Source organism: Pseudomonas sp. FP1762, assembly GCF_030687105.1.
Lineage (GTDB): Bacteria > Pseudomonadota > Gammaproteobacteria > Pseudomonadales > Pseudomonadaceae > Aquipseudomonas > Aquipseudomonas siliginis.
The window spans coordinates 4,954,310-4,971,090 of the sequence record NZ_CP117458.1 but is presented as its reverse complement, the minus strand read 5'-3'; the positions used below and the strand labels follow the sequence as shown (position 1 = coordinate 4,971,090).

Annotated in this window: 18 protein-coding genes and 1 tRNA gene; 6 read left to right on the top strand and 13 right to left on the bottom strand. The window is 60.7% G+C overall.

The window, feature by feature from the left end; translation table 11 throughout:
* Positions 1–10: 10 nt before the first annotated feature.
* The 5 genes from PSH90_RS22115 to PSH90_RS22095 form a co-directional block, all read right to left on the bottom strand.
* On the bottom strand, positions 11–952 hold the full coding sequence (locus PSH90_RS22115) for a ribose-phosphate pyrophosphokinase (protein WP_003171603.1): 942 nt from the start codon (positions 950–952) through the stop codon (positions 11–13).
* A 45-nt stretch (positions 953–997) separates the two neighbouring features.
* Positions 998–1,072, bottom strand: a tRNA-Gln gene (locus PSH90_RS22110).
* A gap of 37 nt (positions 1,073–1,109) precedes the next feature.
* Positions 1,110–1,961 (bottom strand): 4-(cytidine 5'-diphospho)-2-C-methyl-D-erythritol kinase, encoded by an 852-nt coding sequence (gene ispE / locus PSH90_RS22105; protein ID WP_041480006.1) that lies wholly within the window; start codon positions 1,959–1,961, stop codon positions 1,110–1,112.
* Positions 1,962–1,964: 3 nt separating this feature from the next.
* Positions 1,965–2,582, bottom strand: coding sequence for a lipoprotein insertase outer membrane protein LolB (gene lolB / locus PSH90_RS22100; RefSeq protein WP_016773207.1), 618 nt, complete (start codon positions 2,580–2,582; stop codon positions 1,965–1,967).
* Between the two features lie 3 nt (positions 2,583–2,585).
* The gene (locus tag PSH90_RS22095) at positions 2,586–4,310 is read right to left on the bottom strand and encodes a tetratricopeptide repeat protein (RefSeq protein WP_305381529.1); all 1,725 of its coding nucleotides are present in this window, start codon (positions 4,308–4,310) and stop codon (positions 2,586–2,588) included.
* A gap of 182 nt (positions 4,311–4,492) precedes the next feature.
* On the opposite strand from PSH90_RS22095, the gene hemA reads away from it, so the two are divergent.
* From hemA to PSH90_RS22065, 6 genes are all read left to right on the top strand, one after another.
* A complete protein-coding gene (gene hemA / locus PSH90_RS22090; protein ID WP_016773209.1) occupies positions 4,493–5,779 on the top strand; it encodes a glutamyl-tRNA reductase in 1,287 nt (428 codons plus the stop codon).
* Positions 5,776–6,858 (top strand): peptide chain release factor 1, encoded by a 1,083-nt coding sequence (gene prfA, locus PSH90_RS22085; protein ID WP_150638770.1) that lies wholly within the window; start codon positions 5,776–5,778, stop codon positions 6,856–6,858. Before hemA ends, prfA begins: the two co-directional genes overlap by 4 nt.
* Complete coding sequence (gene prmC / locus PSH90_RS22080; protein WP_252876891.1) at positions 6,859–7,689, top strand: peptide chain release factor N(5)-glutamine methyltransferase; 831 nt, start codon at positions 6,859–6,861, stop codon at positions 7,687–7,689.
* Positions 7,683–8,438, top strand: coding sequence for a molybdopterin-synthase adenylyltransferase MoeB (locus PSH90_RS22075; protein ID WP_024014293.1), 756 nt, complete (start codon positions 7,683–7,685; stop codon positions 8,436–8,438). The genes prmC and PSH90_RS22075 overlap by 7 nt, the downstream gene beginning before the upstream one ends.
* Positions 8,431–9,222, top strand: coding sequence for a glutamate racemase (gene murI / locus PSH90_RS22070; RefSeq protein ID WP_305381528.1), 792 nt, complete (start codon positions 8,431–8,433; stop codon positions 9,220–9,222). The genes PSH90_RS22075 and murI overlap by 8 nt, the downstream gene beginning before the upstream one ends.
* A 111-nt stretch (positions 9,223–9,333) precedes the next feature.
* On the top strand, positions 9,334–9,852 hold the full coding sequence (locus PSH90_RS22065) for an acyloxyacyl hydrolase (RefSeq protein WP_041480001.1): 519 nt from the start codon (positions 9,334–9,336) through the stop codon (positions 9,850–9,852).
* 133 nt (positions 9,853–9,985) lie between these two features.
* Here PSH90_RS22065 and PSH90_RS22060 read toward each other — a convergent pair whose 3' ends face one another.
* Genes PSH90_RS22060 through phrB form a run of 8 tightly spaced genes read right to left on the bottom strand, consistent with a single transcriptional unit; the run spans position 9,986 to position 16,775 of the window.
* Positions 9,986–10,291 (bottom strand): YkgJ family cysteine cluster protein, encoded by a 306-nt coding sequence (locus tag PSH90_RS22060; RefSeq protein WP_024014290.1) that lies wholly within the window; start codon positions 10,289–10,291, stop codon positions 9,986–9,988.
* A 52-nt stretch (positions 10,292–10,343) separates the two neighbouring features.
* The gene (locus tag PSH90_RS22055) at positions 10,344–10,835 is read right to left on the bottom strand and encodes a DUF2878 domain-containing protein (protein WP_150741822.1); all 492 of its coding nucleotides are present in this window, start codon (positions 10,833–10,835) and stop codon (positions 10,344–10,346) included.
* Complete coding sequence (locus tag PSH90_RS22050; protein ID WP_095181656.1) at positions 10,828–12,093, bottom strand: cyclopropane-fatty-acyl-phospholipid synthase family protein; 1,266 nt, start codon at positions 12,091–12,093, stop codon at positions 10,828–10,830. The genes PSH90_RS22055 and PSH90_RS22050 overlap by 8 nt, the downstream gene beginning before the upstream one ends.
* Entirely contained in the window at positions 12,080–12,895 is an 816-nt protein-coding gene (locus tag PSH90_RS22045) for a DUF1365 domain-containing protein (RefSeq protein ID WP_305381526.1), read from the bottom strand. Before PSH90_RS22045 ends, PSH90_RS22050 begins: the two co-directional genes overlap by 14 nt.
* Positions 12,892–14,139, bottom strand: a complete 1,248-nt coding sequence (locus PSH90_RS22040; RefSeq protein WP_305381525.1) for an NAD(P)/FAD-dependent oxidoreductase — start codon at positions 14,137–14,139, stop codon at positions 12,892–12,894. Before PSH90_RS22040 ends, PSH90_RS22045 begins: the two co-directional genes overlap by 4 nt.
* A complete protein-coding gene (locus tag PSH90_RS22035) occupies positions 14,136–14,918 on the bottom strand; it encodes an SDR family oxidoreductase (RefSeq protein ID WP_056790280.1) in 783 nt (260 codons plus the stop codon). The genes PSH90_RS22040 and PSH90_RS22035 overlap by 4 nt, the downstream gene beginning before the upstream one ends.
* Positions 14,915–15,337 (bottom strand): nuclear transport factor 2 family protein, encoded by a 423-nt coding sequence (locus PSH90_RS22030; RefSeq protein ID WP_071173575.1) that lies wholly within the window; start codon positions 15,335–15,337, stop codon positions 14,915–14,917. Before PSH90_RS22030 ends, PSH90_RS22035 begins: the two co-directional genes overlap by 4 nt.
* Entirely contained in the window at positions 15,330–16,775 is a 1,446-nt protein-coding gene (gene phrB, locus PSH90_RS22025; protein ID WP_305381524.1) for a deoxyribodipyrimidine photo-lyase, read from the bottom strand. The genes PSH90_RS22030 and phrB overlap by 8 nt, the downstream gene beginning before the upstream one ends.
* Between the last annotated feature and the right edge of the window lie 6 nt (positions 16,776–16,781).

Genomic DNA, 16,781 nt, shown 5'->3' with positions numbered 1-16,781 from the left:
GGCAGGGCCCTTAACGGAACATCGCGCTGATCGATTCTTCATTGCTGATGCGGCGAACCGCTTCGGCAACAACCGGTGCGATATCCAGTTGACGGATACGTGCACAGGCTTGTGCTGCAGCGGACAGCGGGATGGTGTTAGTGACCACCAGCTCGTCCAGCACGGAATTTTCGATATTCTCGATGGCCCGGCCCGACAGCACAGGGTGTGTGCAGTAGGCAAAGACCTTGGCTGCGCCATGCTCTTTCAGGGCCTTGGCCGCGTGGCACAGGGTGCCGGCGGTATCGACCATGTCATCGACCAGAATACAGGTACGCCCTTCGACATCACCGATGATATGCATCACTTCAGAGTGATTGGCTTTCTCACGGCGTTTGTCGATGATCCCGAGATCGACGCCCAGCGACTTGGCAACAGCCCGTGCACGCACGACGCCACCAATGTCCGGGGACACGATCATCAGGTTTTCGAAGCGCTGATCTTCGATGTCATCCACCAGAACCGGGGAGCCGTAGATGTTATCTACCGGAATATCGAAGAAGCCCTGAATCTGGTCAGCATGCAGATCAACCGTGAGAACACGGTCGATGCCGACTACGGTAAGCATGTCAGCAACGACTTTCGCGCTGATAGCCACACGTGCGGAACGCGGACGGCGATCCTGACGGGCATAACCAAAATAAGGAATAACAGCAGTGATACGAGTAGCTGAGGAGCGGCGGAAGGCATCAGCCATCACTACCAGTTCCATCAGGTTATCGTTGGTCGGAGCGCAGGTCGGCTGAATAATGAAGACGTCTTTACCGCGAACGTTTTCATTGATCTCGGCTGTGATTTCGCCGTCGGAAAACTTGCCGACAGAGATGTCACCGAGAGGGATATGCAGCTGACGTACGACACGCCGAGCCAGATCGGGGTTGGCATTCCCCGTAAAGACCATCATCTTGGACACGCGCAGTACCTAGAGGCTGAGGGTAACCTGGATGAGTAGAGAAAATGGCAGGGGCGGCTGGATTCGAACCAACGCATGGCAGGATCAAAACCTGCTGCCTTACCGCTTGGCGACGCCCCTGTATCTGTTGCTTTCAAGTGCCGGGCACTTGATTCCTTTAGAGCAGACTTTGCAGCTTGCGATGCAACATCGAAACGTTGCTTCCTTTCGCTACAAACCCTGTAAGGGTCTCTGTCAGAAGGGCCGAGACTTTATCAGCTTCAGCTTTGCTTGGGAAGCCCCCAAACACACAACTTCCAGTTCCGGTGAGCTTTGCTTCGGTAAATTTACCTAACAAATCCAATGCGTTACGTACCTCTGGATAACGCCTTGCGACCACCGGCAAGCAGTCATTTCGACTGTTTCCCTCGGGAACGGGGCGCACTTTAATGGGCGGTGTGTTACGTGTCAACAAAGGATCGGAAAAAATTTCTGCCGTACTAACAGCGACTTGCGGCACGAGCACCAGATACCACGGTTCTTCGGGGTCGACCGGGGTCAGTTTCTCGCCAACACCCTCGGCAAATGCCGCATGGCCACGGACGAACACCGGTACGTCGGCACCGAGTGACAGGCCCAGTTCCGCCAGACGATCTTCATCCCAGCCCAGTTGCCACAAATGGTTGAGCCCGAGCAGGGTCGTCGCCGCATTCGAGCTGCCGCCGCCAATGCCGCCGCCCATGGGCAGGACTTTGTCGATCCAGATGTCGATACCGAGCGCGCAGCCGGACTGTTGCTGCAACATCTTCGCCGCGCGCACGATCAGGTTGCTGTCGTGGGGCACGCCGGCGAACTCGGTGTGCAGCTGAATCACGCCGTCATCGCGCACGGCGAAAGTGATTTCATCGCCGTAATCGAGGAATTGAAACAGCGTCTGCAATTCGTGATAACCGTCTTCACGGCGACCGAGAATGTGCAGCATCAAGTTGAGTTTGGCCGGCGAGGGCAGGGTCAGGCGTGCAGCGGTCATGCTTTATTGCCCCAACTTGCGCGGTTGCCAGGTTTTGATCACCAGCGTCACGTCAAGGTCGGTGCCGTGCAGCTTGATGCGCTCGGGCAGCCAATAACCATTCTGTTCGGTGTAGGCGGTGTATTCGACTTTCCAGCCGTCCTGCTCAAGGCTGGCCAGACGGCTGTCGGCGTCCAGATTCAAGCGACTCTTGCTTTCCGGGGCTGGCAGGCCGCGAACCCACCAGGCCAGATTCGACACCGGCAGTTTCCAGCCCAGCTGTTCTTCGAGCAGGGCTTCAGGAGATTGCGATTCGTAGCGGCCCTGGTTGGCGACTTCCAGTGATACTTTGCCCGGACGCCCGGTCAGGCGCGCCGCGCCACGACCCAGCGGGCCGGACAGGCGAATGTCGTAGTAGTCCTGACGCTGCAGCCAGAACAGCGTGCCGCTGCCGGAATCTTTCGGCGCGCGGATGCCGATCTTGCCGTCGATCTGCCAGCCATCGAGGCCGGTCAGTTGCTGTTTATTCGCCGCCCACTGGGCCGGGCTGCCGTGGCCCTCGACCGATTCGCGAGTGCCGAAACCCGAGCAGCCGGCGAGGAGGGCGATGAAGCTGAAAACAATAACGTGGCGCAAAAGCATGGTTTAAAGATTCTCGGATCCGGTCAGGCGCTTGATGGTGCTGCGCAGAATGGTGCTGTCGGGCTGATCCTTGAGGAACTTGCCCCACACTTGTTTGGCTTCGCGCTGATTGCCCTTGGCCCAGAGGACTTCGCCCAGGTGCGCGGCGACTTCGTGGTCAGGGAAACGCTCGAGCGCCTGGCGCAGGTATTTCTCCGCGTCGTCCAGATTGCCCAGGCGATAGTTCACCCAGCCGAGGCTGTCGAGTACCGCCGGGTCTTCCGGATTGATCTGGTGCGCCTGCTCGATCAGCGTTTTTGCTTCAGCGTAGCGGGTGGTGCGATCGGACAAGGTGTAGCCCAGCGCATTCAGCGCCATGGCGTTGTCCGGGTCGCGCTTGATGATCAGGCGCAGGTCTTTCTCCATTTGCGCCAGATCATTGCGTTTTTCCGCGAGCATGGCGCGGGTGTAGAGCAGATTGAGATCGTCCGGGTATTTCTGCAGCGCTTGTTGCAGAACTTTCCAGGCCTTGTCGTCCTGTTTATTGGCCGACAGGGTTTCCGACTCGATCAGATACAGCTGGATCGCGTAATCCGGTTGCTCGTCACGCTCGGCCGCCAGCTTGCTCTGCGCTTCGACGGTTTTGCCGTTGCTCATCAGGATATCGGCCTGACGCAGCTGTGCCGGCAGATAGTCATTGCCCGGGCCGACCTGGGCGTATTCGATGAGCGCGCCTTGCGGGTCATTGCGTTCTTCGGCAATCCGGCCGAGATTCAGATGCGCTGAATCGACGTGGCTTTCGCGAGCGATCAGGTCTTCCAGATAGCCCTTGGCCTCATCCCACGCCTCGGCTTCCAGGCACACCAGTGCCAGCGAGTAACGCAGTTCATCGTCTTCCGGGTATTGCTGAACGAGGGTGGAGAATTCGGCCTTGGCGTCGTCCATGCGGTCCTGTTCGACCAGCATGCGCGCGTAGGTCAGGCGCAGGCGCTTGTCTTCCGGGTATTTTCTGATGCTTTTTTGCAACAGCGGCAGCGCCTCGTCGCCACGGTTGAGCAATTGAAGCAGGCGCGCACGCAGCAGGATCGGTGCGATCTCGCCATCTTCCGGCGGATTGTCTTCAAGCAGAGTCAGCGCACCTTGATTGTCGCCATCCTGCTGCAACAGCAGAGCCTTGCCGAAAATCAGCTGATTGTTGTTCGGGTGGCGCTCAAGCAAACGGTCGAAGCTTTTCATCAGGCCGTTGCGGGTTTCCTGATCGGTGTCGGCGGCCGACAGCGCGAGGAAATCGAAATGGGTGTCGCCCTTGCCCTGCAGGACTTTCTCCATGTAGACCATGGAGTCGTCGTAACGCCCGGCGCGGGCCAGTTGCACGGCGGCGGCGCGTTGCGCTTCGAGATCGTCCGGGGCATTGCGGGCCCAGATCAGCGCGGTGTCGAGGGCCGGTTGATCGGCGCCCAGATATTCGGCGATGCGGAACGCACGCTCGGAAACGCCCGGATCCTGGGTGTTGATGGCCTGGGTCACGTAATTGTCCAGGGCAATGTCGAAACGATTGCGCTGGCCAGCGAGTTCGGCGCTCAGCAGGCTGAACACGGTTTCCTCGCTGAACGAGCCGTAAACCTTGGGCTTTTCAGGTGCGGGCGTGGTGTCTTCGACCGGCGGGGTGCCATCCGGCGCAACGGGCGCCATGGCCTGGCAGCCGCTGAGGAAGACAAAAGCGAGGAGCAACGCGGAAGATCTATTCATATAGGAAGAGGACGACTAACCTGCGGTCGGATCATCATGACACAAGCCTTCGGCCAAACATAACCGAGACTCAATTGTGGCCATTATAGGGGCTGACGATTGGGACAATAGTCAGCGGTAGTTGTTCTGAATCTTTCGAAGTAGGACAATTGCCGGCTTCACGTCACCATCAGCGACCTTGAATGGCCTTCCTTGCACTCGGTATTAACCACAAGACTGCTTCAGTAGACGTCCGCGAGCGCGTGGCCTTTACCCCTGAGCAGCTGGTGGAGGCCTTGCAGCAGCTCTGCCGACTGACCGACAGCCGCGAAGCCGCGATCCTCTCCACCTGCAATCGCAGTGAGCTTTATATAGAACAGGATCAGCTGTCGGCCGATGTCGTGCTGCGCTGGCTGGCCGATTATCACCATCTGAGCCTCGACGAGCTGCGCGCCAGTGCTTATGTGCATGAAGACGATGCGGCTGTTCGTCACATGATGCGCGTCGCCTCCGGGCTCGACTCGCTGGTGCTGGGCGAACCGCAGATTCTCGGTCAGATGAAATCGGCCTACGCCGTGGCCCGCGAGGCCGGCACCATCGGTCCGCTGCTGGGGCGGTTGTTTCAGGCGACGTTCAATGCCGCCAAGCAGGTGCGTACCGATACTGCGATTGGCGAGAACCCGGTGTCGGTGGCGTTTGCTGCGGTGAGCCTGGCGAAACAGATTTTCAGCGATCTGCAACGCAGCCAGGCGCTGCTGATCGGTGCCGGCGAGACGATTACGCTGGTCGCGCGCCATTTGCATGAGCTGGGGGTCAAGCGCATCGTCGTCGCCAACCGCACGCTGGAGCGCGCCAGTCAGTTGGCCGAGCAGTTCGGCGCTCATGCGGTGCTGCTCTCGGACATTCCGGCGGAACTGGTGCGCAGCGACATCGTCATCAGTTCGACCGCCAGTCAGCTGCCGATCCTCGGCAAGGGCGCGGTGGAAAGTGCGCTGAAGCTGCGCAAGCACAAGCCGATCTTCATGGTCGACATTGCGGTACCGCGCGATATCGAGCCGGAAGTCGGCGAGCTCGACGACGTTTACCTGTACAGCGTCGACGATCTCCACGAAGTGGTCGCCGAGAACCTCAAGAGCCGTCAGGGCGCTGCGCAAGCGGCGGAGGAGATGGTCTCGGTCGGCGCCGACGATTTCATGGTGCGCCTGCGCGAACTGGCGGCAGTCGATGTGCTCAAGGCCTATCGTCAACAGAGCGAACGCTTGCGTGACGAGGAATTGCAGAAGGCCCTGCGTCTGCTGGCCAACGGCGGCAACGCCGAAGACGTGCTCGGGCAACTGGCCCGTGGCCTGACCAACAAACTCTTGCATGCGCCCAGCGTGCAGTTGAAAAAGCTGTCTGCCGAAGGCCGCCTCGATGCGCTGGCCATGGCCCAGGAACTCTTTGCCCTTGAGGGCTCACCGGATAGTTTTTCGGATAAAAAACCGCAATGAAAGCGTCACTGCTCAACAAGCTGGACATTCTCCAGGACCGTTTCGAGGAACTGACCGCGCTGCTCGGCGACGGTGAAGTCATTGCCGATCAGGCCAAATTCCGCGCCTATTCCAAGGAATACGCCGAACTCGAACCGGTAGTGGCCGCCTATAAAAAGCTGCTCGGCGTACAAAGCGATCTTGAAGGCGCGCAGGCGCTGCTCAAGGATAACGACCCGGACATGCGCGAAATGGCCGTGGAAGAAGTTCGCGAAGCCAAGGAGTTGCTGGTCAAGCTGGAATCCGATCTGCAGCGCATGCTGCTGCCTAAAGATCCGAATGACGGCCGCAACGTCTTCCTCGAAATCCGCGCCGGCACCGGTGGCGACGAGGCGGCGATCTTCTCCGGCGACCTGTTCCGCATGTACTCGCGTTATGCCGAGCGGCGTGGCTGGCGGGTAGAGATCCTCTCGGAAAACGAAGGCGAACACGGCGGCTATAAAGAAGTCATCGCGCGCATTGAAGGCGACAACGTTTACGGCAAGCTGAAATTCGAGTCCGGCGCGCACCGCGTTCAGCGCGTACCGGCTACCGAATCCCAGGGCCGGATCCACACGTCGGCGTGCACCGTGGCGGTGTTGCCTGAGCCGGATGAGCGCGAAGCCATCGAGATCAACCCGGCGGATCTGCGCGTCGACACTTACCGTTCCTCTGGGGCCGGTGGTCAGCACGTCAACACCACCGATTCGGCGATCCGCATTACCCACATCCCGACCGGCACTGTCGTCGAATGCCAGGAAGAGCGCTCCCAGCACAAGAACCGCGCGCGGGCGATGGCGTGGCTGTCGGCCAAGCTCAACGATCAGCAAAACGCTGCGGCGGCCAACGCGATTGCCAGTGAGCGCAAGTTGCTGGTCGGCTCCGGCGATCGATCCGAGCGTATCCGCACCTACAACTACGCTCAGGGCCGGGTCACCGACCATCGCGTCAACCTGACCCTGTATTCGCTGGATGAAATTCTCGCAGGTGGCGTTGAAGCCGTGATCGAGCCGTTGCTGGCCGAATATCAGGCTGACCAACTCGCAGCGATAGGTGAATAAATGACCATCATCGCCAGCCTGTTGCGCGCTGCCGAGTTGCCGGACTCGCCGACTGCGCGTCTGGACGCTGAATTGCTTCTCGCCGCCGCACTGGGCAAGTCGCGCAGCTTCCTGCACACCTGGCCCGAGCGCATCGTGCCAAGCGAGGCTGCGCTGACCTTTGCCGAGTATTTGCAACGGCGGCGTAGCGGTGAACCGGTGGCCTACATTCTCGGCCAGCAGGGCTTTTGGAAGCTGGATCTGGAAGTCGCGCCGCACACGCTGATCCCGCGTCCCGATACAGAACTTTTGGTAGAGGCAGCCCTTGAGCTGCTGCCGGCAACCCCGGCCAAGGTCCTCGACTTGGGCACCGGCAGTGGCGCGATTGCTTTGGCTTTGGCCAGCGAACGCCCGGCGTGGAAAGTCACCGCCGTGGATCGTGTGCTTGAAGCCGTGGCCCTGGCCGAACGCAATCGCCAGCGTCTGCACCTGAACAACGCTACGGTGCTGAACAGCCATTGGTTCAGCGCCCTCGAGGGCCAGCGCTTCCAACTGATCATCAGCAACCCGCCGTACATTGCCGCCGCCGATCCGCATCTGGTCGAGGGTGATGTGCGTTTCGAACCGGCCAGTGCGCTGGTCGCCGGTGAAGATGGCCTCGATGATCTGCGCCTGATTGTTGCGCAGGCGCCGGATCATCTTGAAACCGGCGGCTGGCTGATGCTCGAACACGGCTATGATCAGGCCGAAGCCGTGCGTGATCTGCTGCTCACTCGTGGCTTTGAAGAAGTCCACAGCCGCACCGATCTGGGCGGCCATCAACGCATCAGTCTGGGGCGCCTGCCGTGCTGAATGATCAGGAATTGCTGCGCTACAGCCGGCAGATTCTGCTGCAACACATCGACATCGACGGGCAGCTGAAGCTCAAGGCCAGCCGCGTGCTGATCGTCGGCCTTGGCGGCCTCGGCGCGCCGGTGGCGTTGTATCTGGCGGCAGCGGGCGTCGGCGAGTTGCATCTGGCGGATTTCGACACGGTCGATCTGACCAATCTGCAACGGCAGATCATTCACGACACCGACAGTGTCGGCATGTCCAAGGTCGACTCGGCGCTCAAGCGCCTGGGCGCGATCAATCCCGAGATTCAACTGGTCGCCCATCGTCAGGCGCTGGACGCCGATTCCCTCGCCGCAGTGGTGGCGGCGGTGGATCTGGTGCTCGATTGCTCGGACAACTTCTCTACCCGTGAGGCGGTCAACGCCGCCTGTGTTGCCGCGCGCAAGCCCTTGGTCAGCGGTGCGGCAATTCGTCTGGAAGGGCAGCTGTCGGTGTTCGATCCACGGCGTGCCGAGAGCCCTTGCTACCACTGCCTTTACGGGCACGGCAGCGAAGCCGAACTGACGTGCAGCGAGGCTGGCGTGGTCGGACCATTGGTCGGTCTGGTCGGCAGCTTGCAGGCGCTGGAAGCGTTGAAGGTGCTGGTCGGCTTTGGCGAACCGTTGGTGGGGCGGTTGTTGCTGATCGACGCTCTGGGTTCGCGCTTCCGTGAGCTGCGGGTCAAGCGTGATCCGGGCTGCAGCGTCTGTGGCGCCCGCCATGCGTGAAGCGCCGATCGGCGTGTTCGATTCCGGGGTCGGCGGCTTGTCGGTCCTCGGCGAAATCCAGCGCTTGCTGCCCAACGAATCGCTGCTTTATGTCGCCGATTGCGGGAACATTCCTTACGGCGAGAAAACCCCGGAATTCATCCGCGAGCGTTGCAGCGTGATGGCCGGGTTCTTTCGCGAGCAGGGGGCCAAAGCTTTGGTGCTAGCGTGCAATACCGCGACCGTAGCGGGGGTTGCCGATCTGCGTCGCGATTTCCTCGACTGGCCGATTGTCGGCATGGAACCGGCGGTCAAACCGGCCGCAGCGGCCACACGAAGCGGCGTGGTTGGCGTCCTGGCCACGACCGGCACGTTGCAGAGCGCGAAGTTTGCCGCGTTGCTCGATCGCTTCGCGGCCGACATTAAAGTCATCACCCAGCCCTGTCCGGGACTGGTCGAACTGATCGAAACGGGTGATCTGCACAGCGCCGAATTACGCACTTTATTGCAAGGTTACGTCGCTCCATTGCTGGCGCAAAACTGCGACACGATCATTCTTGGCTGCACCCATTATCCCTTCCTCAAGCCGCTACTCAGGTCGATGATCGCCGACGATGTCAGCCTGATCGATACCGGAGCTGCCGTGGCCCGGCAGTTGCAACGCTTGCTCGCCGAGCGTGATCTGCTGGCGCAACGTCCGAGCCAGCCGGTGAAGTTCTGGACCAGCGGCGATCCGCAATCTCTCAGAAAAATCCTACCGTTGCTGGGCCAAACTGCGTCGAATGTGCAAAACTTCGACTTGTAAAAAAAATGTGAAATAACTAAAAAAACGCTGAACTTCTGACCAAGCGCGGATTTCTATAGCGACAGCAGCAACTAAAAACCAAACGATCGTTCCGGAAAAGGAAGTTTCAAAGTGAAGCGACTATTCTGCTTGGCCGCGATTGCGGCCGCACTGATGGGGCAAAGCATTACTGCACAAGCCGCTGGCGTTGAATTCGCCGTCGGCGGTACCAGCGATTCGACAATGACGTATCGCTTAGGCATGAATTTCGACTGGGACAAGAGCTGGCTGCAGAGCGACGTGGGTCGCCTGACCGGCTACTGGAGCGGTGCCTACACGTACTGGGAAGGTGACAAGACTTCCAGCAACAACAGCCTGTCGTTCTCGCCTGTATTCGTTTACGAGTTTGCCGGTCAGTCGGTCAAGCCATACGTGGAAGCGGGTATCGGCGTGGCGTTCTTCTCCAACACCGAATACGAAAGCAACAACCTGGGCGGCTCCTTCCAGTTTGAAGACCGCATCGGTGTCGGCCTGCGTTTCAACGGCGGCCACGAAGTCGGCATCCGCGCCACGCACTACTCCAACGCCGGCCTGTCCAGCGACAACGATGGTGTAGAAAGCTACGCGCTGCATTACACAATGCCGCTGTAATCCGCCTACGCGGAACCAACGTGGGAGCGAGCCTGCTCGCGAAAGCAGAGTGTCAGCCAATTCAAATGGTGGCTGACACACCGCCTTCGCGAGCAGGCTCGCTCCCACAGTTGTTTCTGCGCCGTCAAAGAAATCAGCGGTAGGCTGTAGCAATTCCCCGGCGCTCTTCGATGCACTCCGGCGCGCCCATTTCAAACTCGCGGCAAATCAGCGGGCGTCGTTCATAGATCGTGCACATCATGCTGTCGCGATCCAGCGCCGCGCACCAGCCGTCGTCCAGACGCAGCATCACTTCGCCGCCCCATTCATCGGTATCGATAAAGCGATCAGGCACGCCGGTGTCGGTGATCAGCATCACTTCGAGCTGGCAGCAGCACGCCGCACAGGTCGAGCAGGTGACCGCCGGTTCGGCGATTTGTGTGTGAGGGATGGTTTTCATCGTGGCAGTGTAAGGCAGTGATCGCCGTGGGTGTGAAAGCGCTGACGGACGCTCACGGCGCCAGACGCCGCGCCATCAAATGCAACAGTGGGAACAAGCCTGCCCAGAGCAGCCCGATGACGATCAGCGTCGATACTTCGCCGTAAGGGAAATGCACGCCGGCCAGGCGTCCGCCACCGTAGTACGACAACGCCCCGCCCACCGCGCCAAGTCCGCTGGCCAGCCACCATGGCCGCGCGCTCCAGGCCAGGCAGTGGCGCAACGTGGTGGCGAGCAGTGCCCATAGCAGCATCAGCCACAGCGGAATCAGCGGCGAGGCGTCTGCAAAGCGGAACACGTCGAGGTAACGCAAGACGCTGTCCACCGCCGTGCCGACAATCACCACGCACAGAATCAAACGACCTTCTGCCGCCCAACTGCTGATCCAGCGCAGATGTATCACCAGCGCCGCCAGTGCCAGCAGCAGCCACAAACTGTTGCCGCCAAGTACGCAGGCCAGCCAGCCGAGCTGAAACAGCACGGCATTGGCGATTCGCTCACGCATCGAAGCGCCCGAGCAGCGGCGCGGTCATCGCCGCCGGTTTGGCCAGCAGCAATTGCGCGGTGCCGATGGTGCGTTCGAGGAATCCGCCCTCGCAGTAGCACAGATAGAACTCCCACAAACGCAGGAAATAATCGTCGTAACCCAGTTCGCTCAGGCGACCATGGGCGAGGCGAAAGTTCTCGTGCCACAGGCGCAGTGTCCTGGCGTAATGCAGGCCGAAATCTTCCATGTGCAGCAGGTTCATGTCGGTTTCGCGGCCGACCACATCGAGCATCTTGTGCACCGAGGGCAGGGCGCCGCCGGGGAAGATGTAGCGCTGGATGAAGTCGACGCTGCGCTTGGCCTGTTCGTAGCGTTGTTCGCGAATGGTGATCGCCTGGAGCAGCATCAGGCCGTTGCTCTTGAGCAACTGCGCGCATTGCTTGAAGTAGGTCGGCAGGAACCGATGGCCGACCGCCTCGATCATCTCGATCGATACCAGTTTGTCGTACTCGCCGCTGAGGTCGCGGTAGTCCTTGAGCAGCAGGGTGACGCGGTCCTGCAAGCCCAATTGTTCGATGCGTTTGGCAGTGAACGCGAACTGCTCTTTCGACAGCGTCGTAGTGGTCACGCGGCAACCGTAATGCTGCGCTGCGTAAAGGGCCATGCTGCCCCAACCGGTGCCGATTTCCAGCAGGTGGTCGCTGGGTTTGAGCGCGAGTTTCTGGCAGATGCGCTCGAGTTTGTTCAGTTGCGCCTGTTCCAGGGTGTCGCTCGGCGAAAGGAACTGGGCGGCGGAATACATCATGGTCGGGTCGAGAAACTGTTCGAACAGTTCATTGCCGAGGTCGTAGTGCGCGGCGATGTTTTTCTGCGAACCCTTGCGCGTGTTGCGATTGAGCCAGTGCAGGCCTTGCACGAAGGGCCGGCCCAGACGCGCCAGGCCACCTTCCATGGCATCGAGTACATCGAGATTGCTGACGAACACGCGCACCACAGCAGTCAGGTCCGGCGAACTCCAATAGCCGTGGATGAATGCTTCGCCGGCGCCGATCGAGCCGCTACTGGCGACCATGCCCCACAGGGCCGGATCGAGCACATGGACTTCGCCGAGCAGAGCACTGCCCGGGGTGCCGAAAAGCATTTGTTCGCCATCCTCGACGACCATCAATTGTCCGTGTTTGAGCTGGGCCAATTGGCGCAACACGCCACGGCGCAGCAGCGAGCCGGTCAAACCGTTGGTGCTGAAGCGACCGAGCGGCAGGCTAGAGGATTTCATGGTGCGGCTCCTTCGGAGGCACAGTGGCGGTTTTAAAGCTGCCGTCGGCAGCCTGGTGAGGGAAGATCGGCGCGCGCTTGAGCAGCAGTCGCAGTGCTTGCCAATAAATCGCCAGAGCGGTTTTTGCGGTCATCCACGGGAAGCGCCGCAGATAGCGATGCAGGCTGCGACGATCGAGCGGTTCGCGGCGCAGATTCAGTGTGGCGTCGAACAGTTTCTCGCTGCCCTGCCAATCGGCCATGTGCACACCCAGGCTTTGCGCGGCCGGGCTGAAGCTCATGCGGTATTCGAGGTCGCGGGGCAGAAACGGTGAAACGTGAAACGCCTTGGCTACAGCAAAATGTTGGTGGAAATCCACCAGACTGGTCGGCGTCTGCGCCGGCAACACGTAATGAAAACGCTCGCGCCATGGCGTATTGGTGACTTCACAAACGATCGCCGCCAGTTGTCCGTCGGCTTCATGGCAGTAGAAGAAGCTCACCGGATTGAACGACAGGCCCCAACTGCGCGGCTGAGTCAGCAGGCATACCGCGCCTTGTGGTTCATGACCGATGGCTGCACCGACCTGCTGACGCACGGCGTCGATCAGGCGCATGCCCTTGCCGGTGAAGGCTTTGAGGTAATCGGTTTCGCGAAACGAGAAGGGCGCGAAACGACTGCGCCCCGCCAGCGGCGACAAGGCCAGCACGGCGTCCTGTTCGCTCAGGTCGAGATAGAGCAGGCCAATGCGGTAGCGGAATTCGTGGCGGCGCGGCGAAAAACGTCGGTGGCCAATCATGCCGCTATACAGTGCGCTGTTCACAGGGTTTCACCGAACGCGGCGGCCACGCGCAAGCCGCTGACCACGCCATCTTCATGAAAGCCGTTGGCCCAGTAGGCGCCGCAATAATGCGTGTGCTGCTCGCCATCGAGTTCGCCCCAACGGTTTTGCGCGGCCGCTGCGGCGAGGGTGTATTGCGGGTGGGCGTAGGTATAGCGGGCCAGCACTTTATCCGGGCTGATGCCGGCAGTCTGGTTGAGGCTGACGCAGAACGTGGTGTCGCTTTCGATGCCCTGCAGGATGTTCATGTTGTAGGTGACCGCCGCGCGGGTATGGCCGGCGCCGCCGAGGCGATAGTTCCAGCTGGCCCAGGCCAGTTTGCGCGTCGGCAGCAGGCGCGTGTCGGTGTGCAGCACGACGTCGTTGTCGGCGTAGAGCAGGGCACCGAGAATCGAACGCTCGGCGTCGCTCGGGTTGGCCAACAGCCTCAGAGCCTGATCGCTGTGACAGGCGAACACCACCTTGTCGAAATGTTCGAGGCCGGCCGGGCTGTGGATAACCACACCATGCTGATTGCGCTCGACGCGGCTGACCGGGCAGGTCAGGCGAATCCTGTCGCTGAACGAAGCGGTCAGCGGCGCGACGTAGGCACTGGAACCGCCTTCGATGACCTGCCACTGCGGCCGATCACTGACCGACAACAGGCCATGATTCTTGAAAAAACGCAGGAAGAATTGCAGCGGGAAATTGAGCATTTCCGCCATTGGCATCGACCAGATCGCCGCGCCCATCGGCACGATGTAGTGCAGGATGAAGCGCTCGCCGTAGCCGCCGGCCTTGAGGTAATCATCGAGCGTGGTATCGGCGGCGATGCGCAGTTCCACCAGGTCGCGCTGCGCTTCTTTGTTGAAGCGCAGAATGTCGCGCAGCATGCCCCAGAACCCCGGCGACAACAGATTGCTGCGCTGGGCGAACAGGCTGTTGAGGTTGTTGCCGTTGTACTCCACGCCAGTGTCCGGGTCGGTTACCGAAAAGCTCATTTCGGTCGGCTTGAACGCCACGCCGAGCTGGTTGAGCAAGCGAATGAAGTTCGGGTAGGTCCAGTCGTTGAACACGATGAAACCGGTGTCGATGGCGAACGATTCCCCGGCCACGCTGACCGGTACGGTGTGGGTATGCCCGCCGACCCAGTCACTCGCTTCGAACACGGTGATGTCGTGGCGGCGGTTCAGCAGGTAGGCGCAGGTGAGCCCGGCGATACCGCTGCCAATTACGGCGATTTTCATATCGGGTCCCGCTGCGGAGGGTTCTTGCGCACCATGCGTTTGCCGATCGCCAATTGCGCGCGGGCGGGCAGTTTCGACAGCGGCCACAGCGCGGCCATGAACAGTCCCGGAAAGGCAATTTCCAGCGGACGGTCCTTGAGTTTGGCGAAGATGTGCCGCGCCGCTTTATCCGCAGGCCAGCTCAGCGGCATCGGGAAATCGTTCCTCTCGGTCAGCGGCGTTTCGACAAAACCAGGGCTGATGATGGTGACTTCAATACCTTCATCCGCCAGATCGATGCGCAGCGATTCGAACAGGTAACGCAGCCCGGCCTTCGATGCGCCATAGGCTTCGGCCCGTGGCAGCGGCAGGTAAGTCACCGAGCTGGCCATGCCGACCAGATGCGGCGCGGTGCCTTTGCGCAACAGCGGCAGGGCGGCTTCGATGCAATAGCTGCTGGCGAGCAGATTGGTGCGCACCACATGCTCGATGATCGACGAATCGAACTGGCGTGCGTCGACATATTCACAGGTGCCAGCGTTGAGAATCACGCTGTCCAGCGATCCCCAGGCGTCGGCGATCTGCTCACCGATTTCGCGCACGGTCTGACTGTTGGTCAGATCGCCGGGCACCACCAGCACCTGGCCCGGGTAGCGCTGGGACAAAACCTTGAGCGGCGCGGCCGAGCGCGAGCTGACCGCCAGGTGTGCGCCGCTTTTCAGAATGTCCTCACACAAGGCTGCACCGATGCCACTGCTGGCGCCGGTCAACCAATACCGCCGTGGAGGTGTACGACTCATCCCATTCTCCTTTTCAGCCAGGCAATCACCCGGCCCAATATTGGCAAGTGTTCATACAGCAGCGCCCCGGCATCGAAATAATCCCGATGGCGATAAACCTTGTCGCGCCAGAGCAGGTGCGAGCAGCCACCGACCCTGATTTCCCGACCGTTGGCCAGGCGCGGATGGCGATAACTCATGACCCAGCGCAGGTAACCCTCACCTTCGCGGATCTGGTCGAAACCATGAAAATCGAAACGCAGATCGCTGACGTTGGCGTACAGCTCACTGAAGTAATCCCGCAGTTGTGCCAGGCCCTGAACTTCGTGCAGCGGATCGGTGAAATGAATGTCGTCGCTGTACAGCTCGCCGAGGCGATGCAGGTTGTCTTTGTTCAACCCGCAAAACTCGCGGGCGAAGCTGCGCAGGAATTCACTCATCGCTGCCGCCCACAGGCTGGCGCGACGGCAGGCTCTTGAACGCCGTCAGCGCACGCTCGCGTGAAGTGCTGAGATTAACGATCGGCGCCGGATAACCGGACACGCCGAACAGTCCTCCGGCTGCCGCCGGATTGTGCACTTCCTTCTTGTTGAGCCCGGCCAGTTCCGGCAACCAGTGCTTGATGAACACGCCTTCGGCATCGAATTTTTCCGACTGGCTCAACGGGTTGAAGATACGGAAGTACGGCGCCGAGTCGGTGCCGGTCGATGAGCTCCACTGCCAGCCACCGTTGTTGGCCGCCAGGTCGCCGTCGATCAGGTGGCGCATGAAAAAGCGTTCGCCCTCGCGCCAGTCGATCAGCAGGTTTTTGGTCAGGAACATCGCTACGACCATGCGCAGGCGATTGTGCATCCAGCCGGTTTCCAGCAGTTGACGCATCGCCGCGTCGATGATCGGCAGCCCGGTGCGTGCCTCCTGCCAGGCCTTGAGTTCTTCCGGCGCATCGCGCCAGGCCAGCGCTTCGGTTTCCGGGCGGAAGGCGCGATGCCGGGAGACGCGTGGATAGCCGACCAGAATGTGTTTATAGAACTCGCGCCACAGCAGCTCGTTGATCCAGGTCACCGCGCCGACCTTGCCGCTTTCGAACTCGCCCTGATTGCTTTGCAGTGCAGCGTGCAGGCACTGGCGTGGCGAGATCACGCCGGCGGCGAGATACGCCGACAATTGGCTGGTGCCAGGTTTGGCCGGGAAGTCGCGTTCGCTGCGGTAGTAGTCGATCTGCGCGTCGGTGAAGGTATCGAGGCGGCGTCGCGCCTCTTGCTCGCCGGCCGGCCACAGGGCGCGCAGGGATTCGCTCGGTGTGGCGAAACCTTTTACCGCCTCCGGAATTGCATCGCTGGCGATATCCAGCGCGGCCTGCTTGCCGGGTGCCTTGACCAGTGCCGGCATCGAGCGATGCAGGCGTTCGTAGCAGACTTTGCGAAACTGACTGAACACCTGGAAGTAGGTGCCGGTCTTGGTCAGCACTGTGCCGGGTTTGAACAGCAACTGATCCAGGTAACTGTGGAATTCGATGCCTTCGGCTCGCAACGTTTCGGCCACGGCTTCATCACGGCGGCTTTCGTGAACGCCGTATTCCTCGTTGGCGTGCACCGCCTCGACCTTCAATTGCCGGCACAGCTTGAGCAATTCTGCCGGTGCCTGATCCCAGTGCGGTGCGCTGCGAATCAACAACGGGATGTTCAGCGCGCCGAGGCTCTGGCTCAGTTCGCGCAAATTGCGCAGCCAGAAATCCACTTTGCACGGCGCATCGTCGTGCGCCAGCCATTGCTGCGGACTCAACAGATACACCGCCACGGTCGGGCCGCGAGCTGCGGCGGCCGCGAGGGCTGTGTTGTCACGTTGGCGCAAGTCGCTGCGCAGCCAGATCAGTTGCATGTGATT